The organism is Bradyrhizobium manausense (assembly GCF_018129685.1).
Classification (GTDB): domain Bacteria; phylum Pseudomonadota; class Alphaproteobacteria; order Rhizobiales; family Xanthobacteraceae; genus Bradyrhizobium; species Bradyrhizobium manausense_D.
Genome location: NZ_JAFCLG010000006.1, coordinates 223,780 through 244,139, shown reverse-complemented (window position 1 = coordinate 244,139; position 20,360 = coordinate 223,780). Strand labels below are relative to the sequence as shown.

Below are 20,360 nucleotides of genomic sequence, written 5' to 3'. Positions count from 1 at the left end.
CTCACGCACCCTCTTGCTGGGCCGCAGCCTCGGCTTCGCCGCCCGCAACCTTGAACTTGCCGGGCTTCGGAGCTTCCTTCGGCAGCGGCTTCTTGACGGCGTCGCGCACACGAATCCAGCCGCCCTTGGAGCCGGGAACGGCGCCTTCGACGAGGATCAGGCCACGCTCGACGTCGAGCTGAACGACGCGCAGGTTGAGCGTGGTGATGCGATCGACACCCATGTGGCCGGGCATCTTCTTGTTCTTCCAGGTCTTGCCGGGGTCCTGACGACCACCGGTCGAACCGATCGAACGGTGCGACACCGACACACCGTGCGTGGCACGCAGGCCGCCGAAGTTCCAGCGCTTCATACCGCCGGCAAAGCCCTTACCGACCGAAGTACCGGTGACGTCGACGAACTGGCCGACGACGAAGTGGTCGGCGAGGATCTCGGCACCCACGGGGATCATGGCGTCCGCGGAGACGCGGAACTCCTCGACCTGCCGCTTCGGCTCGACCTTGGCGACCGCGAACTGGCCGCGCTCTGCCTTGGGCATGTACACGGTCTTGCGGCTGCCAGAACCAAGCTGGAGGGCAACGTAACCGTTCTTCTCTTCAGTGCGGTGGCCTATGACCTGGCAATTGCCGAGCTTCAGCACGGTCACGGGGATATGTTCGCCGGCCTCTGTAAAGACCCGCGTCATCCCGACCTTTTGTGCGATCACTCCGGAGCGCATCGGCGTGCTTCCTGTTCTTTCTGTCCGCAAGCTGCGAACGTGATCCAAAATCTTAGAGCTTGATCTCGACGTCGACACCGGCGGCAAGGTCGAGCTTCATCAAAGCATCGACGGTCTGCGGGGTCGGATCGACGATGTCGAGCAGGCGCTTGTGGGTGCGCATCTCGAACTGTTCGCGGCTCTTCTTGTCGACGTGGGGCGAACGGTTGACGGTGAACTTCTCGATGCGGGTGGGCAGCGGAATGGGTCCGCGGACCTGCGCACCGGTACGCTTCGCCGTGTTCACGATCTCGCGCGTCGACGTATCGAGGATACGATGGTCGAACGCCTTGAGACGGATGCGAATATTTTGGCCGTTCATTGCCGTTGTCTCTCTTCGTTGGGTGGCGAATAGCGAATAGCGAATTTGACCATTCGCTACTCGCCGTCCCTATTCTCGTAATTACTCGATGATCGAAGCGACGACGCCGGCGCCGACGGTACGGCCACCCTCGCGAATCGCGAAGCGGAGCTTCTCTTCCATCGCGATCGGCACGATCAGGTGCACTTCCATCGCGATGTTGTCGCCCGGCATCACCATCTCGGTACCTTCCGGCAGGTGCACGACACCGGTCACGTCGGTGGTGCGGAAGTAGAACTGCGGACGGTAGTTGGTGAAGAACGGGGTGTGGCGACCGCCCTCTTCCTTGGTGAGGATGTAAGCCTCAGCCTTGAACTTGGTGTGCGGCTTGACCGAACCCGGCTTGCACAGCACCTGGCCGCGCTCGACGTCTTCGCGCTTGGTACCGCGGAGCAGTGCACCGATGTTGTCGCCGGCCTGGCCCTGATCGAGCAGCTTGCGGAACATTTCGACGCCGGTGACGGTGGTCTTCTGGGTCGCACGGAGACCGACGATCTCGATTTCCTCGCCGACCTTGACGATGCCGCGCTCGACACGGCCGGTCACGACGGTGCCGCGGCCCGAGATCGAGAACACGTCTTCAACCGGCATCAGGAACGGCTGGTCGATCGGACGCTCCGGCTGCGGGATGTACGCGTCGACCTGCTTCATCAGCTCGAGGATGGCGTCGTGGCCGAGCGCCTTGTTGGAATCTTCGAGAGCGGCGAGCGCCGAGCCCTTGACGATCGGAATGGTGTCGCCCGGGAATTCGTACTTCGAGAGCAGCTCGCGGACTTCGAGCTCGACGAGCTCGAGCAGCTCCGGATCGTCGACCATGTCGCACTTGTTCAGGAACACGACCAACGCGGGCACGCCGACCTGGCGGGCGAGCAGGATGTGCTCGCGGGTCTGCGGCATCGGGCCGTCAGCGGCCGACACGACCAGGATCGCGCCGTCCATCTGCGCGGCGCCGGTGATCATGTTCTTCACGTAGTCGGCGTGGCCGGGGCAGTCGACGTGGGCGTAGTGACGGTTCGGCGTCTCGTACTCGACGTGAGCGGTCGAGATGGTGATGCCGCGCGCCTTCTCTTCCGGCGCCTTGTCGATCTGGTCGTACGCGGTGAACGTCGCACCGCCGGCTTCGGCGAGAACCTTGGTGATCGCCGCGGTCAGCGACGTCTTGCCATGGTCGACGTGACCGATGGTACCGATGTTGCAGTGCGGCTTGTTACGTTCAAACTTTGCTTTGGCCATTTGACTCTCCGTTCAATCGTCAGCTCTGGACCGACGACAATCAGGCAAACTTCTTCTGGACTTCTGCCGACACGTTGGCCGGCGCTTCTGCGTAGTGGTCGAACTGCATGGTGAAGGTTGCGCGACCCTGGCTCATCGAGCGCAGATTATTCACGTAACCGAACATGTTCATGAGCGGCACCATCGCGTTGATGACGTTGGCGTTGCCGCGCATGTCCTGCCCCTGGATCTGACCGCGCCGCGAATTCAGGTCGCCGATGACCGAGCCGGTGTAGTCTTCCGGGGTCACCACTTCGACCTTCATGATCGGCTCGAGCAGGACGGACTTGCCCTTCTGCAGCGCTTCGCGGAAAGCCGCGCGCGATGCGATTTCGAAGGCGAGCGCCGACGAGTCGACGTCGTGATACTTGCCGTCGACGAGCTGAACCTTGACGTCGACCACGGGGAAGCCCGCGACCACGCCAGAGCTCATCACGCTGTTGAGGCCCTTTTCAACGCCGGGGATGTATTCCTTCGGAACCGCACCACCGACGATCTTGGACTCGAACTCGTAGCCCTTGCCGGGCTCGTTCGGCTCGACCACGATCGACACTTCGGCGAACTGGCCGGTACCGCCGGTCTGCTTCTTGTGAGTGTACTTGACCTCGGCCTTCTTGGTGACGCGCTCACGGAACGCAACCTGCGGCGCGCCGATGTTGGCGTCGACCTTGTAGGTGCGGCGGAGGATGTCGACCTTGATGTCGAGATGGAGTTCGCCCATGCCCTTGAGGATGGTCTGGCCGGACTCCTGGTCGGTCGACACGCGGAAGGACGGATCCTCCGCGGCGAGCTTGGCCAGCGCCACGCCCAGCTTCTCCTGGTCGGCCTTGGACTTCGGCTCGATCGCGATCTCGATGACCGGCTCGGGGAATTCCATCTTTTCGAGGATCACCTGCTTGTCGGGATCGCACAGCGTGTCACCGGTGCGCGCTTCCTTCAGGCCGGCCAGCGCGACGATGTCGCCGGCATAGGCTTCCTTGATGTCCTCGCGGTTGTTCGCATGCATCAAGAGCATGCGCCCGATGCGCTCTTTCTTTTCGCGAGTCGAGTTCACGACACCGGTGCCGCTCTGCAGAACGCCGGAGTAGATGCGGCAGAAGGTGATGGTGCCGACGAACGGGTCGTCCATGATCTTGAACGCGAGCAGAGCCAGCGGCTCCTTGTCGTCCGCCTTGCGCACGACCTCGTTGCCCTTGTCGTCGGTGCCCTTGATCGCCGGCACGTCGATCGGCGACGGCAGATAGTCGACGACGGCGTCGAGCAGCGGCTGCACGCCCTTGTTCTTGAAGGCCGAGCCGCACAGCACGGGGTAGAATGCGCCGGTCAGCACCGCCTTGCGGATCAGGCGCTTGAGGGTCGCCTCGTCCGGCTCCTTGCCGTCGAGATAGGCGGCCATGGCGTCATCGTCGAGCTCGACGGCGGCTTCCACCATCTTCTCGCGATATTCCTTGGCCTGCTCGACCAGATCTTCCGGGATGTCGACGTAGTCGAACTTCGCGCCGAGGGACTCGTCGTTCCAGACGATGCCCTTCATCTTCACGAGGTCGACGAGACCCTTGAAATTGTTCTCGGCGCCGATCGGAAGCTGGATCGCGATCGGCTTGGCACCGAGGCGGTCGACGATGTCGGACAGGCACTTGAAGAAGTCGGCGCCGGTCTTGTCCATCTTGTTGGCGAAGACGATGCGCGGAACCTTGTACTTGTCGCCCTGGCGCCAGACGGTCTCGGTCTGGGGCTCGACGCCCTGGTTCGAGTCGAGCACGCAAACGGCGCCGTCGAGCACGCGCAGCGAACGCTCGACTTCGATGGTGAAGTCGACGTGGCCGGGAGTGTCGATGATGTTCAGGCGCTTGCCGTTCCAGAACGCGGTGGTCGCAGCCGAGGTGATCGTGATGCCACGCTCCTGCTCCTGCTCCATCCAGTCCATCGTCGCGGCACCTTCGTGCACTTCGCCGATCTTGTGGCTCTTGCCGGTATAATAGAGGATGCGCTCGGTCGTCGTCGTCTTGCCGGCGTCGATGTGCGCCATGATACCGAAATTACGGTAGTCCTCGATGGCATGTTGGCGGGGCATGGGGGTGTTCCTTGCGAGTCCGTTTGTTTCGCCGTTACCAGCGATAGTGCGAGAAGGCGCGGTTGGCTTCCGCCATCCGGTGCACGTCTTCGCGCTTCTTGACGGCGTTCCCGCGGTTGTTCGACGCGTCCAGGAGCTCCGCCGAAAGCCGCTCCGTCATCGTCTTCTCGTTGCGCTCACGCGCAGCCGAGATCAGCCAGCGAATGCCCAGCGCCTGACGGCGCACCGAGCGAACTTCGACCGGAACCTGGTAGGTCGCGCCACCGACGCGGCGGGAGCGCACTTCGATCGTCGGCATGACGTTCTCGAGCGCCTGCTCGAACACGCCGAGCGGGTTCTGCTTGGTCTTGGATTCGATGATGCCGAACGCACCGTAGACGATGCCTTCCGCGACCGACTTCTTGCCGGCGTACATCACCGAGTTCATGAACTTCGTGACGATGATGTTCCCGAACTTCGGATCGGGAAGAACTTCGCGCTTTTCCGCTGAGTGGCGACGAGACATGGAGCTGGTTCCCGCTTACTTCGGACGCTTTGCGCCGTACTTCGAACGACGCTGCTTACGGTTCTTGACGCCCTGGGTATCCAGAACGCCGCGGAGGATGTGGTAGCGCACGCCGGGCAAGTCCTTGACGCGGCCGCCGCGGATCATGACCACCGAGTGCTCCTGAAGGTTATGGCCTTCACCCGGGATGTAGCCGATCACTTCGAAACCGTTGGTCAGACGCACCTTGGCGACCTTACGAAGCGCCGAGTTCGGCTTCTTCGGGGTCGTGGTGTAGACACGCGTGCAAACGCCGCGCTTCTGCGGCGACTGCTGCAGCGCTGGCACCTTCTTGCGCGACTTCTGCACTTCACGCGGTTGAGCGATCAGCTGGTTGATCGTCGGCATCCTGGCCTTACCCTTTGTTATCGCGGCCCCTTGCGGATCCGCTGTCTTGCCGCAGCCCGTTGCCGGGACCGCAAATTCTTGTCGTGCTACCCGCCCGACCGGGCCACCTCATACGGAACAATCCGCACAAAGCGAAATTGCGCCAACCGCTCCATCACCGAGCGGAAAGCGTTACGACGCCACAGAGGACCGCAGTTTTCAGGCCAACCAGCATAAAAAGCTGCAGCCCGCGCACTGAGGTCATGCATCCGAATTCGATCTCAAGAGAACAAGCTCAAGAGAACTAGAATCGCACTGGCATTGCCTAGCTATGATCGACAGCGTTTGAGCGGCATTCGTCGAGGTTGGTGCCCGTCTTTGCGACCCCTGGGAGATCTGACCCCTGGGATATAACGGGTGGCCCGTTCCGACGCTGGCGATGCTCACCGCCTGTCGTTAAGTGAGGCGCTTTCTATAAGTGAGAATCGCTCAAGTCAAGGCGAAACCACAGTCACAAAGCGCTTCGCGCGCCTCTGGAATTTGCCCGCCGGGCGCCTCACCACGCCTCCGGGATATGGGAATGAAGCGCCCGCTCCGCCAGCCCAAAACCAATTTATACCCGGGTAAAATGTACTTTTATAACTCGCGCTAAGGCTTTTTTTCCTGTTGATGCGGCAGTCTGCCACCACCGGCAGAGACAAGCGCCATGCGGTACACCGATATTGCCATCATCGGCGGGGGACTTGCCGGCTCGACCGCCGCCGCGATGCTCGGGCGCGCCGGCATTTCAACGGTGCTCATCGACCCGCACGAGACCTATCCGGCCGATTTTCGCGTCGAAAAACTCAGCGGTCACGACCAGGTCGAGCGATTCCAGCGGACGGGAATCGCCGACTCAGTGCTCCGCCGCGCGACGTTCTCCAGCGAGAACTGGATCGCACGATTTGGCCGCCTCCTCGACAAGGCGCCGAGCCGGCAGTTCAACATCCGCTACGATTCCCTTGTTAATGCGATCCGCGACGAGATTCCCGACGCGGTCGAGTGCGTCCGGACAAAGGCGGTATCGCTCGAAACAAGTCGGGAGCGCCAAAGAATCACGCTGGCCAATGACGAGACGATTTCGGCGCGCCTGGTCATACTCGCCAACGGCCTGAACGTCGGCCTGCGCCATCAGCTCGGCATCATCAGAAACATCGTCAGCGCATGCCATTCGATCGCGATCGGGTTCGACATAGCGCCGGCCGGCCGGAATGCGTTCGACTTCCCGGCGCTGACCTATTTCTCCGAGCGGCCGAGCGACCGAATCCCGTACATCACACTGTTTCCGATCGGCACGCGAATGCGGGCCAATCTGTTCGTGTATCGCAACTTCGACGATCCCTGGCTACGCGAATTCCGCCGCGCGCCGGCCGAAACGTTGGATGCCGCACTGCCGCGCCTCAAGCGCATCACCGGCGCCTTCGACATCATCGGCGAGGTGAAGATCCGCCCGGTCGATCTCTATGTGAATGATGCCAGCCATCAGCCGGGCCTGGTGCTGGCAGGCGATGCCTTCGCCACCTCCTGCCCGGTCGCGGGCACCGGCTGCGACAAGGTCTTCACTGACGTCGAGCGGCTCTGCAACGTCCACATCCCGCAATGGCTTGCGTCCGACGGGATGGATGCGGACAAGATCGCGGCCTTCTACGCCGATCCAGTCAAGCGGGCCTGCGACGAATGGTCGTCGGCGAAAGCCTTCGGCTTCCGATCGGTGTCGATTGCGACGAGCCCCTACTGGACCGCACAGCGCTGGGCGCGCTTCATGGCGTGGTCGACCCAGGGATTATTGCGGAGGTTGGGAGGGGTATTCCAGCTGGAGCCGAACTTCCTCGGTCACTCCTCCTCGTCGTCCTCGTCCTCATCATCCTCGTCGAGATCGTCCTCATCGTCTTCGTCATCATCGCTGTCGTCGTCGGCCTGAGCAACGGCACTGTGAGGCTGGTGGGTCTGATCGTTCCACAGTTTGCGATAGGTGCCGTCCTTGGCGAGCAATTCGGCATGCGAGCCTCGCTCGATCGCCCGGCCTCCTGAAATCACGATGATCTCGTCCATCTCGACCACCGAGGACAATCGATGGGTCGACCAGATCATGGTGCGGCCCTTGGCGACCTTGAGCAACGTGCGGTTGATCGCGGCCTCCGTGGTTTGATCGAGCGCCGACGTCGCTTCATCGAGCAGCAGCACGGACGGATTGCGGATGATCGCGCGCGCGATCGCGATGCGCTGGCGCTGGCCGCCCGACAACGTGTCGCCACGCTCGCCCACCGGCGTGTCATAGCGCTGCGGCAGACCCATGATGTAACGGTGGATCTCCGCCTTCTTTGCGGCCTCCTCCACCTCCTCGTCGCTCGCGCCTTCCTTGCCGAGCCGGATGTTCTCGCGGATCGACATGTTGAACAGCATGTTCTCCTGGAACACCACCGCCATGCTCCGCCGCAACGATTCCAGCGTCACCTTGCGCACGTCGACACCGTCGATGGTGACGCGCCCTTCGTCCGGCACGTAGAGCCGCAGGATCAGATTCAGCAGCGTGCTCTTGCCGGAGCCAGAAGGACCGACGATGGCAATGCTCTTGCCGACATTGAGCTTGAGGCTGAGATTGTCCAGCACTGGCGTCTGGGCGCCCTCGTACTGGAACGTCACATGGTCGAAGGTGATGTCGTGGGTGATGCGCGGCAGATCTGGCGCGCCCGGACGATCGGCGCCGCGGGTGGGCTCGTCCAGCAATTCCTGCATGTGACGGATCGCGGCGGCCGAGGAGATCGACACCGGGATGAAGTGCATCACGTGAGCGATGTTGTACGAGACCTCCCAGAACGCGCTCTCGAAGGTGACGAAGGTGCCGATCGTGATCTGGCCCTTGGTCGCGAGATACGCACCGATCGCCAGCACCACGAGATGCAGCAAGAGCACCGAGATGGTGACCGTGCGCTCCACCATGGTCGACAGGAACCCGGCCAGGGCGATCCTGTCGCGGGTCTCGTCGTTGCGGAACTTGAAGAAGCCGAACATCCTGCGCTGCAGGCTGAACGCCTTGATCACCGCCTGTGCCGCGACGTTCTCCTGCACCATGCCGAGCAGCGCGCTTTCGTTGAGCTTCTGCTCGTAATTGGCCTGCACCGCCTTCGGCGTCAGGATACGCGGGCCGATCAGCGTGATCGGGAACACCAGCAGCGCGACCACCGCGAGCTGCCAGTTGAGGAACAGCATCAGGATGATGCCGGCAATCAATTCCAGGAACGGCAGCGCAGCGCTGTTGGCAAAGGTCTTGACCGAGCCTTCGAATGCGGCCTGGTCGACCGAGAAACGCGACAGGATCTCGCCGCGCTTGGTGCGGCCGAAATAGGCCGCCGGCAGGTCCTGGACGTGCTCGAACAGGCGCCTGCGGACGTCCGAGACGATGCAGGCAGCCAGCCGCGCGTCCCAGCGCTCATACCAGACCGCGACGATCGAGGTGAAGATGCCGGCGGTGGCGAGCACGCCGAGGATCTTGTAGAGCGCCTGGAAATCCTCCTCGCCGAGCGCGTCGTCGATCAGGTATTTCAGGCTAAGCGGCATGATGACGTTGAACAGCGTCTCGACCAGAACGCCGAAGGCCACGTAACCCATGATGCGCTTGTAGTTGGACAGGAAGGGCTTGACGAAACCAAGAATGGTCGCAAGCGCGCCGGCGGCTTCGCGCGCCGTAAAGACGACGAGGTCCTCGTCATCATCGTCGTCGAGCCCGAGCTCGTCGTCGTCCTCGTCCTCCTCCTCGTCTTCCAACTCGGGCTCGGTTCCGGCGGCGAGCTTATCCTCGAGCTCTGCCGCCTCTTGCGCGGCGAGCTTCTGTTTGTCGGGAGAAAGAGGCCTGGACGCCATGAAACCAACCGATGCTGACGGCCGGCATGACCGCAGAAGAAACAGGGAAATAGCGGAACGTCGCTACTGCCGCCGAGTCTATGCGATCAGGATGAATTCGGCAAAACAATTGGCGAATTCATCCGCTCCACGGATGCTAGTCGTCGTCTTCGTTCTCGACCTTGTCGAAGAAGGAATAGCGCAGGCTGTCGGCGTCGGCATACCACTGGCCCGGACCTTTGTTGGCGGCGAGCGTCGCGGTCCAGAGCGCGTCGGCGCAGTCCTTGCGATGCATCGACAGATCGAAGCCATTGCCGAAGAACAGTTCGGACCATTCCCACCAGGTGCCGAGCTTCTTGACGCCGCGCAACAGGTCATAGCGGTCGATCACCGCTGGTGCCATGTCCGACGTGATCGAGCCAAACACAAGGCCGGTCTTGACCACGCGGTTCAGCTCGCAAATCGCACGGACCACCTGTTTCGGGGCAATGTGGCAGAGACTGGTCTCGAAAACGTAGTCGAAGCTGCCATCCTTGAACGGCATGTCGGTGATCGAGCCGAGCTTGTTGTACTTCTTCAGCGGCTTCGGCGTCTTGGCATGAATCGCGCGATTGTTCTCGATGCCCCAGGCATCGATGCCCCGATCACGCAACGCGCCGACCAGCTCGCCGCTGGCGGAGCCCGCAACCAGGAGCTTGGTGCCCTTCGCATTGCCCCAGACGATGCCGATCAGCTTGGTCAAATAGTCGGGGTCGGTGAAGTGGCTCCACGCTTCGCTATAGGGACCGAGGCCGCGATAATTCTCGAAATAGTCGCGGTCGATCTTGTTGGAAATCGGCTTGCCTTCCTGCTCGCGGCGCAGCCGCATCATCTCGGTGAGGATGATGTCGGTCGCGGCATCCGAGGAGTCGAGCAGGCCGTTCAGCGTGGAGTCGAACAAATAGTCGCCGACCACGACGATGCCGGGATGTTCCTTCGGCTCGGGCCGGTGGTTGGTCATGACGTCGCGCACCGGCAGTCCGCCCGGGATCGCGTTCACCGACGACAGCCAGCGGTGGATCTTGCCTTCCATGAAATGCGCACGCGCATCCCCAAGCGAGGCCGGCAGCGATTTCAGCGCGGCGTCGATCAGCTCCTGGTCCGACAGATTGGCGAACGCCAGCGCATCCGAGCCTGGAATCAGCCAGTTCAGGACGCCGTGCTTGCCAACGTCGTGGCGCGCGCCCTCGTTGTAGACGCAGCAGCCGCCGAAGGCTTCCGACATGAACCAGGCGCCGGAAATCTTGTCGCCCCAGAACGGAGCGTCGAACAGGATCGAGACGCGCAGATAATGCGCCGGACGGTCGAAATACGCCACGTGCTTGACCATCGACTTGCGCAGCTGCTCGCCTTCCCATCCCATCGTGGCAAGCCAGGAGTGCGGCAGGCAAACCAGCACGAGATCGAAATCGCGCGTCTCCGGCCCCTTGCCGTTCATCATCTTGAGCTGATAGCGACCGGTCGGCGCCTTGCCGACGGTGAGCACGCGATGATTGAGCTGGATATCGGCGTTGACCTCCGACTGCAGGCATTCGATCAGCTGCTCGTTGCCGTTCTGGATGGAATAGAGGCCGATATAGCCGTCGACATCCATCAGATAGTTCTTGAGCGCGTTCAGGCCATTGGTGTTGTGGCTCTCGGTCGCGATGTCCGAGCGCGCCATCACCTTGAAGAAGCGCTTTGCAATCTCGTCCTTGACCTCCTCGTCGAGCACCTGCTCGGCGGTCTTGTAGGCCCAGGGGTTCTCGTTGTCGTGGGCGCCGACGCCTTCGTAATATTCGATCGGCGTCAACTCGTCGGCGCACCGCTTGCGGAACGCTTCGATCGCGGCCGCGGTCTTGGCGCCGTATTTGCGGCGCATGCCGGCGACGTCATCGAGCAGTTCGCCGCCGAACTGAACCTGCTCGGCGTCCATCGGAATGGTCTGCAGGCCGAAATGCTGGATCAGCTCGCGCAGCGGGTCCGGCCCGGTCATCGAGTAGTCGTAGATCTCCGCGACGCCGGCCTCGTACATCGCCGGCGCCGAATCGAATTTGCGCGTGACGATCTTGCCGCCGAGCCGATCGGAGGCCTCATAGATGGTGATGCGGCAGAGGTCGCCAAGCTTACGCTTCAGATACCAGGCGCTCATCAGCCCGCCGGGGCCGCCGCCTACGATTGCGAGATCAAGCATGTCAGTTCCGTGGTCTCCGGCCCTGCCCCCGTCACGGGACCACCGGTCTAAGCTCCCCTAGCAGAAGCGCTTTTCTGACTGAAGGGAAGATGAACAAAGGTTGGTTCTGCACCGCAGCAAGCAAACAAAGCAGCAAAAAGGCCGGCTTTCGCCGGCCTTTTCATTGTCCTCGGTATTCCTACGGATGAACCATTATTCCGCGGGCGGCAGCGCGGGAAGCTCGGCTTCCGGCGCGGGCGCCACGACGGACTGCTGCTTCTCGCGCTCGTCCAGGATCAGCTTGTCGCGCTTCATCGCGACTTCGCGGATCTTGGCCATGGAGGCGCCGGTGCCCGCCGGGATCAGCCGGCCGACGATGACGTTCTCCTTGAGACCCTCGAGCGGGTCGACCTTGCCGTTGACCGCCGCTTCCGTGAGGACGCGGGTGGTCTCCTGGAACGAGGCCGCCGAGAAGAACGAGCGGGTCTGCAGGCTCGCCTTGGTGATGCCGAGCAGAACCGGCGTACCCGTGGCGGGCTTCTTGCCCTCTTCCTTGGCCTTCTCGTTGAGCGCGTCGAACTCGATCTTGTCGACCTGCTCGCCGGAGATCATGTCCGTGTCGCCCTGATCGGTGATTTCCACCTTCTGGAGCATCTGACGGACGATCACCTCGATGTGCTTGTCGTTGATGAGCACGCCCTGGAGCCGGTAGACTTCCTGGATTTCGTTGACCAGGTAGGCCGCGAGCTCCTCGATGCCCTTGACCGCAAGGATGTCGTGCGGCGCCGGGTTGCCTTCCACGATGAAGTCGCCCTTTTCGACGACGTCGCCGTCCTGAAGGTGGATGTGCTTGCCCTTCGGGATCAGGTACTCGCGCGGCTCGTCGGTCTTGTCCATCGGCTCGATCGAGATGCGACGCTTGTTCTTGTAGTCGCGTCCGAAACGGATGGTGCCCGCGATTTCGGCAATGATCGCCGCATCCTTCGGACGCCGTGCCTCGAACAGTTCCGCCACCCGCGGCAGACCGCCGGTGATGTCGCGCGTCTTGGCGCTTTCGGTCGAGACACGGGCGAGGATGTCGCCCGGATTGACCTTGGCTCCGACGTCGACCGAGAGAATGGCGTCGACCGACAGCATGTAGCGGGCATCGCCGCCACGGGCGAGCTTGAGCACCTTGCCGTCCTTGCCCTTCACCACGATGGCCGGACGCAGATCCGCGCCGCCGCGGGTCGAGCGCCAGTCAATGACCACGCGCTTGGCGATACCGGTCGCCTCGTCCAGCGTTTCCGAGATCGACTGGCCTTCGACCAGATCCTCGAAGCCGATGGTGCCTTCCACTTCGGTGAGAAGCGGACGGGTGTACGGATCCCACTCGACGATGCGCTGGCCACGCTTGACCATGTCGCCTTCATCGACGTGCAGACGCGAGCCGTACTGGACACGATGGGTCGCGCGCTCGGTGCCATCGGCATCGACCACCGCCACCACCATGTTGCGCACCATCGCGATCAGGTGACCTTCGCTGTTGCGGGAGATGGCCTTGTTCCGGATCACGATCTTGCCGTCGAAATTGGCTTCGACGAACGACTGCTCGTTGAGCTGCGCCGCACCGCCGATGTGGAAGGTGCGCATGGTCAGCTGGGTACCCGGCTCACCGATCGACTGCGCCGCGATGACGCCGACCGCTTCGCCGTGGTTGACCGGCGTGCCGCGGGCGAGGTCGCGACCGTAGCACTTGCCGCAGATGCCGTTGACGAGTTCACAGGTCAGCGCCGAGCGGATCTTCACCTCCTGCACACCGCCCTGATGGATGGCGTCCAGATGGCTCTCTTCCATCAGCGTGTCGCGCTTGATGATCACCTTGCCCGAGCTGTCGCGGATGTCTTCGCAGGCCGTGCGTCCGAGGATGCGCGAACCGAGCGAAGCGACCACGGTGCCGGCATCGATGATGGCGCGCATCTTGATGCCGAGCTTGGTGCCGCAGTCCGACTGCGTGATGATGCAGTCCTGCGCGACGTCGACCAGACGACGGGTCAGGTAGCCCGAGTTCGCGGTCTTCAACGCGGTGTCCGCGAGGCCCTTACGGGCGCCGTGGGTCGAGTTGAAGTACTCGAGAACCGAGAGGCCTTCCTTGAAGTTCGAGATGATCGGCGTCTCGATGATCTCACCCGAGGGCTTGGCCATCAGGCCGCGCATGCCGGCGAGCTGGCGCATCTGGGCCGGCGAACCGCGGGCACCGGAGTGAGCCATCATGTAGATCGAGTTGATGTCGGCATCGGCTCCGCTCGCCGTCTTCTTGGTGGCGGAGATCTCCTTCATCATCGCCTTGGCGATTTCCTCCGTGGCCTTCGACCAGGCGTCGACGACCTTGTTGTACTTCTCGCCATGGGTGATCAGACCGTCATTGTACTGCTGCTCGAAATCCTTCGCCAGCGTACGGGTGGTGTCGACGATCTTCCACTTGCCGTGCGGCACGACCATGTCGTCCTTGCCGAACGAAATGCCGGCCTTGAACGCGTTGTAGAAGCCGAGCGCCATGATGCGGTCGCAGAAGATCACAGTCTCCTTCTGGCCGCAGTGACGGTAGACCTGGTCGATGACGCCCGAGATCTCGCGCTTGGTCATCAGCTTGTTGATGATCTCGTACGAGATGCGCGGGTTCTTCGGCAGCAGATTGCCGAGCATGACGCGGCCAGCGGTGGTTTCGATCCAGCGCTTGGAGATCTTGCCGGTCTCGTCCATGCCTTCCCACCGATACTTGATCTTGGTGTGGAGGTGGATGACCTTCGCATGCAGGGCGTGCTCGAGCTCGGCCATGTCGCCGAACAGCTTGCCCTCGCCGGGCAGGCCTTCGCGCATGATCGAGACGTAGTAGAGACCAAGCACGATGTCCTGCGACGGCACGATGATCGGCTGACCGTTCGCCGGATGCAGGATGTTGTTGGTCGACATCATCAGCACGCGCGCTTCCAGCTGCGCTTCGAGCGACAGCGGAACGTGCACGGCCATCTGGTCACCGTCGAAGTCGGCGTTGAAGGCCGAGCAGACCAGCGGGTGAAGCTGGATCGCCTTGCCCTCGATCAGCACCGGCTCGAACGCCTGGATGCCCAGACGATGCAGCGTCGGCGCGCGGTTGAGCAGCACCGGATGCTCGCGGATGACCTCGTCCAGGATGTCCCAGACCTCGGGCCGCTCCTTCTCGACCAGCTTCTTCGCCTGCTTCACGGTGGTGGACAGGCCCTTGGCGTCGAGCCGCGAGTAGATGAACGGCTTGAACAGTTCGAGCGCCATCTTCTTCGGCAGGCCGCACTGATGCAGGCGCAGCTCGGGACCGACCACGATCACCGAACGGCCCGAATAGTCGACGCGCTTGCCGAGCAGGTTCTGACGGAAACGACCCTGCTTGCCCTTCAGCATGTCGGCGAGCGACTTCAGCGGGCGCTTGTTGGCACCCGTGATGACGCGGCCGCGGCGGCCGTTGTCGAACAGCGCATCGACCGCTTCCTGAAGCATGCGCTTCTCGTTGCGGATGATGATGTCCGGCGCGCGCAGCTCCATCAGCCGCTTCAAGCGGTTGTTGCGGTTGATGACGCGGCGGTAGAGGTCGTTGAGGTCGGAGGTCGCGAAGCGGCCGCCGTCCAGCGGCACCAGCGGACGAAGGTCCGGCGGGATCACGGGAACGACGGTCAGGATCATCCATTCAGGCTTGTTGCCGGAGTGGCGGAAGGCCTCGACGATCTTCAGGCGCTTGGCGAGCTTCTTGTGCTTGATGTCGGAGTCGGTCTCCTGCATCTCGGCGCGCAGCGACAGCTCGAGCTTCTCGAGGTCCATGCCCTTGAGCAGCTCGCGGATCGCTTCGGCGCCGATCATGGCGGTGAAGGAATCCTGGCCGTACTCGTCCTGCGCCTTCAGATACTCGTCTTCCGACAGCAGCTGACGGTCCTTCAGCGCGGTGAGGCCCGGCTCCAGCACGACGTAATATTCGAAGTAGAGGATCCGCTCGAGATCCTTCAGCGTCATGTCGAGCAGGAGGCCGATGCGCGAGGGCAGCGACTTCAGGAACCAGATGTGGGCGACAGGAGCCGCGAGCTCGATATGGCCCATGCGCTCGCGCCGGACGCGCGACAGCGTGACCTCGACCGAGCACTTCTCGCAGATGATGCCCTTGTACTTCATGCGCTTGTACTTGCCGCACAAGCACTCGTAGTCCTTGATCGGCCCGAAGATGCGGGCGCAGAACAGGCCGTCGCGCTCGGGCTTGAACGTGCGGTAGTTGATGGTCTCCGGCTTCTTGATCTCGCCGTAGGACCAGGACAGAATCTTCTCTGGAGACGCGATCGAGATCCGGATCTGGTCGAAGACCTGAGCCGGCGTCGTCGGGTTGAAGAGATTCATAATTTCTTGGTTCATCGTCTTCTCCTCGCGTGCCGGTCGCCTCCGGCCGCAAATTCGAAAATCACTTGAGCGGGGCGCCCTGCCCTCAAGGCATCGGGAGGGGCGCCAATGCCCGGCCGCGAAGGCCGGGCATGAAAGGTCGTGTTACTCGGCCGCTTCCGACGTCGGCGCCGGGCCCACCTTGGAATTGTGCAGGTCGACGTTGAGGCCGAGCGAGCGCATTTCCTTGACCAGCACGTTGAACGATTCCGGGATACCGGCCTCGAAGGTGTCGTCGCCGCGCACGATCGCCTCGTACACCTTGGTACGGCCGGCGACGTCGTCCGACTTCACGGTCAGCATTTCCTGGAGCGTGTAGGCCGCGCCGTAGGCTTCGAGCGCCCACACCTCCATTTCGCCGAAACGCTGTCCGCCGAACTGCGCCTTGCCGCCCAGCGGCTGCTGGGTGACGAGCGAGTACGGACCGATCGAACGCGCGTGGATCTTGTCGTCCACGAGATGGTGCAGCTTGAGCATGTAGATGTAGCCCACCGTCACCTTGCGATCGAACGCGTCGCCGGTACGGCCGTCATAGACGGTCGACTGGCCCGAAGCGTCCAGACCCGCGAGCTTCAGCATCTCCTCGATGTCGCTCTCCTTGGCACCATCGAACACCGGCGTCGCAATCGGCACGCCGCGGCTCAGATTGTGGCCGAGTTCAAGCAGCTCGTTGTCGTTGAGCGACTTGATGGTCTCGTCCTCGCCATAGACCTTCTTCAAGGTTTCCTTCAGCGGCTTGATGTCCTGCCTCGACAAATAGGCATCGACCGTCTGGCCGATACGCTTGCCGAGCCCGGCGCAAGCCCAACCGAGATGCGTCTCGAGAATCTGTCCGACGTTCATGCGCGAGGGCACGCCCAGCGGATTGAGCACGATGTCGGCGTGCGTACCGTCTTCGAGGAACGGCATGTCCTCGATCGGCACGATCTTCGACACCACGCCCTTGTTGCCGTGACGGCCGGCCATCTTGTCGCCGGGCTGGATCTTGCGCTTCACGGCGACGAAGACCTTGACCATCTTCATCACGCCTGGCGGCAATTCGTCACCGCGCTGAAGCTTCTCGACCTTGTCGAGGAAGCGCTGCTCGAGCCCCTTCTTCGACTCGTCGTACTGCTTCCGCATCGCCTCGATCTCGGCCATCAGCTTGTCGTTCGGCGAGGCGAACAGCCACCACTGCGACTTCGGGTACTCCTCGAGCACCGCACGGGTGATCTTGGTGTCCTTCTTGAAGCCCTTGGGACCGGCAATGCCCTGCCGTCCCTCGAGGAGCTCGGCAAGACGGTTGTAGACGTTGCGGTCCAGGATCGCCTGTTCGTCGTCGCGGTCCTTGGCCAGACGCTCGATCTCTTCCCGCTCGATCGCCAGCGCACGTTCGTCCTTGTCGACGCCGTGGCGATTGAACACGCGGACTTCCACGATCGTGCCCTGCACGCCCGGAGGCACGCGGAGCGAGGTGTCGCGAACGTCGGAGGCCTTTTCGCCGAAGATGGCGCGCAGGAGCTTTTCTTCCGGCGTCATCGGGCTTTCGCCCTTCGGCGTGATCTTGCCGACCAGGATGTCGCCGGCGCGCACTTCAGCGCCGATGTAGACGATGCCGGCTTCGTCGAGGTTCTTCAGCGCTTCTTCCGAGACGTTCGGAATGTCGCGGGTGATTTCCTCAGGTCCGAGCTTGGTGTCGCGCGCCATCACTTCGAATTCCTCGATGTGGATCGAGGTGAAGACGTCCTCCTTCACGATCCGCTCGGAGAGCAGGATCGAATCTTCGAAGTTGTAGCCGTTCCACGGCATGAACGCGACGAGCACGTTGCGCCCCAGAGCGAGTTCACCGAGATCGGTCGACGGACCGTCGGCGATGATGTCGCCCTTCTTGACGATGTCGCCGACCTTCACCAGCGGACGCTGGTTGATGCAGGTCGACTGGTTCGAGCGCTGGTACTTCATCAGCCGGTAGATATCGACGCCCGACTTGGTCGGATCGAGATCTTCGGTAGCGCGGATGACGACGCGGGTCGCGTCGATCTGGTCGATCACGCCCGAACGGCGCGCCGCGATCGCAGCACCCGAGTCACGCGCAACCACGCCTTCCATGCCGGTGCCGACGAACGGCGCCTCGGCGCGAACCAGCGGCACCGCCTGGCGCTGCATGTTCGAGCCCATCAGCGCGCGGTTGGCGTCGTCGTTCTCGAGGAACGGGATCAGGGCTGCTGCGACCGAAACGAGCTGCTTCGGCGACACGTCCATGTAGTCGACCTTGTCGGGCGCCAGCGGCACGACGTCGCGGGTGCCGCTGGCGCGGCAGACCACGAGATCTTCCGTGAAGCGGCCCTTGGCATCGACCGGCACGTTGGCCTGGGCGACCGAATAGCGGCCTTCTTCCATCGCCGAGAGGTACACGACCTCGTCGGTGACGCGACCGTCCTTGACCTTGCGATAAGGGGTCTCGACGAAGCCATACTTGTTCACGCGCGCGAAGGTGGCGAGCGAGTTGATCAGACCGATGTTCGGACCTTCCGGCGTCTCGATCGGGCAGATCCGGCCGTAATGCGTCGGATGCACGTCGCGCACCTCGAAGCCGGCGCGCTCGCGGGTCAGACCGCCCGGTCCAAGCGCCGACAGACGGCGCTTGTGGGTGATTTCCGACAGCGGGTTGGTCTGGTCCATGAACTGCGAGAGCTGCGAGGAGCCGAAGAACTCGCGCACGGCGGCAGCCGCCGGCTTCGCGTTGATCAGATCCTGCGGCATGACCGTGTCGATGTCGACCGAGGACATGCGCTCCTTGATCGCGCGCTCCATGCGCAGCAGGCCGATGCGGTACTGGTTCTCCATGAGCTCGCCGACCGAGCGCACACGGCGATTGCCGAGATGGTCGATGTCGTCGATCTCGCCCTTGCCGTCGCGCAGGTCCACCAGCGTCTTGATGACGCAGAGGATGTCTTCCTTGCGCAGCGTGCGCTGGGTGTCGGGCGCATCGAGGTCGAGGCGCATGTTCATCTTGACGCGGCCGACCGCGGAGAGGTCGTAGCGCTCGGCGTCGAAGAACAGCGACTGGAACATCGCCTGCGCCGAATCCAGAGTCGGCGGCTCGCCCGGACGCATCACGCGGTAGATGTCGAACAGCGCGTCTTCACGCGTCATGTTCTTGTCGGCCGCGAGCGTGTTGCGGATATAGGGACCGACATTGACGTGGTCGATGTCGAGCAGCGGCAGTTCCTTGTAGCCGTGCTCGTTGAGGATCTTCATCGACTTGTCGGTGATTTCCTCACCGGCTTCGGCATGGATCTCACCGGTCTTCGGATTGACGAGGTCCTCGGCGAGGTAGTTGCCGACGAGTTCCTCATCCGACAGACGCAGCGCCTTGAGCCCCTTCTCCTGCAGCTGGCGAGCGGCACGAACGGTGAGCTTCTTGCCGGCCTCGAGCACGACCTTGCCGGTATCGGCGTCGATCAGGTCGTTGACGGTCGAGTAGCCGCGGAAACGGTTGGCGTCGAACGGAACGCGCCAGCCTTCCTTGGTTCGCTTGTAGAGGATCTTCTTGTAGAACGTCGACAGGATCGCTTCGCCGTCGAGGCCGAGGGCGAACATCAGCGACGTCACCGGAATCTTGCGGCGACGGTCGATACGCGCATAGACGATGTCCTTGGCGTCGAACTCGATGTCGAGCCAGGAACCGCGATACGGGATCACGCGCGCAGCGAACAGCAGCTTGCCCGACGAATGGGTCTTGCCCTTGTCGTGGTCGAAGAACACGCCGGGCGAACGGTGCATCTGCGAGACGATGACGCGCTCGGTGCCGTTCACGATGAAGGTGCCATTCATCGTCATGAGCGGGATGTCGCCCATGTAGACGTCCTGCTCCTTGATGTCCTTGACCGACTTCGCACCGGTTTCCTCGTCGATATCGAACACGATGAGGCGCAACGTCACCTTGAGGGGAGCCGCGAAGGTCATGCCGCGCTGACGGCACTCGTCGACGTCGTATTTGGGCTGCTCGAACTCGTAGCGGACGAATTCCAGCATCGAGGTACCCGAGAAGTCCGAGATCGGGAACACGGAGCGGAACACGGCCTGGAGGCCCTCGTCGAGGCGGCCGCCCGCCGGTTCGTCGACCATCAGGAACTGGTCATAGGACGCCTTCTGAACCTCGATGAGGTTCGGCATCTCGGCGACTTCCTTGATGTGTCCGAAGAACTTGCGAACGCGTTTGCGACCGGTGAATGTCTGCTGCGCCATCGTGGCCTCTCATTTTCGTCGCCCGCACTGGGCGAACCGTCCGGAACGCGGTTGCCACCGCCTCCCGGGTTGAATTTTTCGAACCCGCTTTGGGGGCCGGAGACTCAGCTTCAGGCGGGAATGTCCTGAATCTGTTCTTCAGACCTTCAAAACGCAAAACGACGTGCGGGGCGCTAGCGCGCGCCCGCCCGTCACAACGATCGTCTTCACGGACTGAAAAAGCCCGAAATAGCTTGCTCTCCCAACGGCTTACAGGGAAATCCGGCATCCCTGCCCACCGCGCTTTCGTGC

General features: G+C 62.6%; 11 protein-coding genes. 1 reads left to right on the top strand and 10 read right to left on the bottom strand.

Features of this window, described 5'->3' with window-relative positions:
* Nucleotide 1: 1 nt before the first annotated feature.
* The 6 genes from rplC to rpsL form a co-directional block, all read right to left on the bottom strand.
* Complete coding sequence (rplC, locus tag JQ621_RS17635) at nucleotides 2–718, bottom strand: 50S ribosomal protein L3 (RefSeq protein WP_212235941.1); 717 nt, start codon at nucleotides 716–718, stop codon at nucleotides 2–4.
* Nucleotides 719–770: 52 nt separating this feature from the next.
* The gene (gene rpsJ / locus JQ621_RS17630) at nucleotides 771–1,079 is read right to left on the bottom strand and encodes a 30S ribosomal protein S10 (protein WP_002712302.1); all 309 of its coding nucleotides are present in this window, start codon (nucleotides 1,077–1,079) and stop codon (nucleotides 771–773) included.
* 81 nt (nucleotides 1,080–1,160) lie between these two features.
* Nucleotides 1,161–2,351, bottom strand: coding sequence for an elongation factor Tu (gene tuf / locus JQ621_RS17625; protein ID WP_212235940.1), 1,191 nt, complete (start codon nucleotides 2,349–2,351; stop codon nucleotides 1,161–1,163).
* Between the two features lie 40 nt (nucleotides 2,352–2,391).
* A complete protein-coding gene (gene fusA / locus JQ621_RS17620) occupies nucleotides 2,392–4,464 on the bottom strand; it encodes an elongation factor G (protein ID WP_212235939.1) in 2,073 nt (690 codons plus the stop codon).
* Nucleotides 4,465–4,498: 34 nt separating this feature from the next.
* On the bottom strand, nucleotides 4,499–4,969 hold the full coding sequence (rpsG, locus tag JQ621_RS17615; RefSeq protein ID WP_212235938.1) for a 30S ribosomal protein S7: 471 nt from the start codon (nucleotides 4,967–4,969) through the stop codon (nucleotides 4,499–4,501).
* A 15-nt stretch (nucleotides 4,970–4,984) separates the two neighbouring features.
* Nucleotides 4,985–5,356, bottom strand: coding sequence for a 30S ribosomal protein S12 (gene rpsL / locus JQ621_RS17610; RefSeq protein WP_007603006.1), 372 nt, complete (start codon nucleotides 5,354–5,356; stop codon nucleotides 4,985–4,987).
* A gap of 685 nt (nucleotides 5,357–6,041) precedes the next feature.
* Between rpsL and JQ621_RS17605 the strand changes: the two genes are divergently transcribed.
* Nucleotides 6,042–7,295, top strand: coding sequence for an FAD-dependent oxidoreductase (locus JQ621_RS17605; protein WP_212235937.1), 1,254 nt, complete (start codon nucleotides 6,042–6,044; stop codon nucleotides 7,293–7,295).
* Here the strand turns inward: JQ621_RS17605 and JQ621_RS17600 are convergent.
* The 4 genes from JQ621_RS17600 to rpoB all read right to left on the bottom strand — a co-directional run bounded on the left by JQ621_RS17600 (nucleotide 7,208) and on the right by rpoB (nucleotide 20,069).
* A complete protein-coding gene (locus JQ621_RS17600) occupies nucleotides 7,208–9,235 on the bottom strand; it encodes an ABC transporter ATP-binding protein (protein WP_212235936.1) in 2,028 nt (675 codons plus the stop codon). The genes JQ621_RS17605 and JQ621_RS17600 overlap by 88 nt on opposite strands.
* 136 nt (nucleotides 9,236–9,371) lie before the next feature.
* Nucleotides 9,372–11,426, bottom strand: a complete 2,055-nt coding sequence (locus tag JQ621_RS17595; RefSeq protein ID WP_212235935.1) for an FAD-dependent oxidoreductase — start codon at nucleotides 11,424–11,426, stop codon at nucleotides 9,372–9,374.
* Between the two features lie 192 nt (nucleotides 11,427–11,618).
* Nucleotides 11,619–15,815 (bottom strand): DNA-directed RNA polymerase subunit beta', encoded by a 4,197-nt coding sequence (gene rpoC / locus JQ621_RS17590; protein WP_212235934.1) that lies wholly within the window; start codon nucleotides 15,813–15,815, stop codon nucleotides 11,619–11,621.
* A 129-nt stretch (nucleotides 15,816–15,944) separates the two neighbouring features.
* The gene (gene rpoB / locus JQ621_RS17585) at nucleotides 15,945–20,069 is read right to left on the bottom strand and encodes a DNA-directed RNA polymerase subunit beta (RefSeq protein WP_212235933.1); all 4,125 of its coding nucleotides are present in this window, start codon (nucleotides 20,067–20,069) and stop codon (nucleotides 15,945–15,947) included.
* Nucleotides 20,070–20,360: the final 291 nt, after the last annotated feature.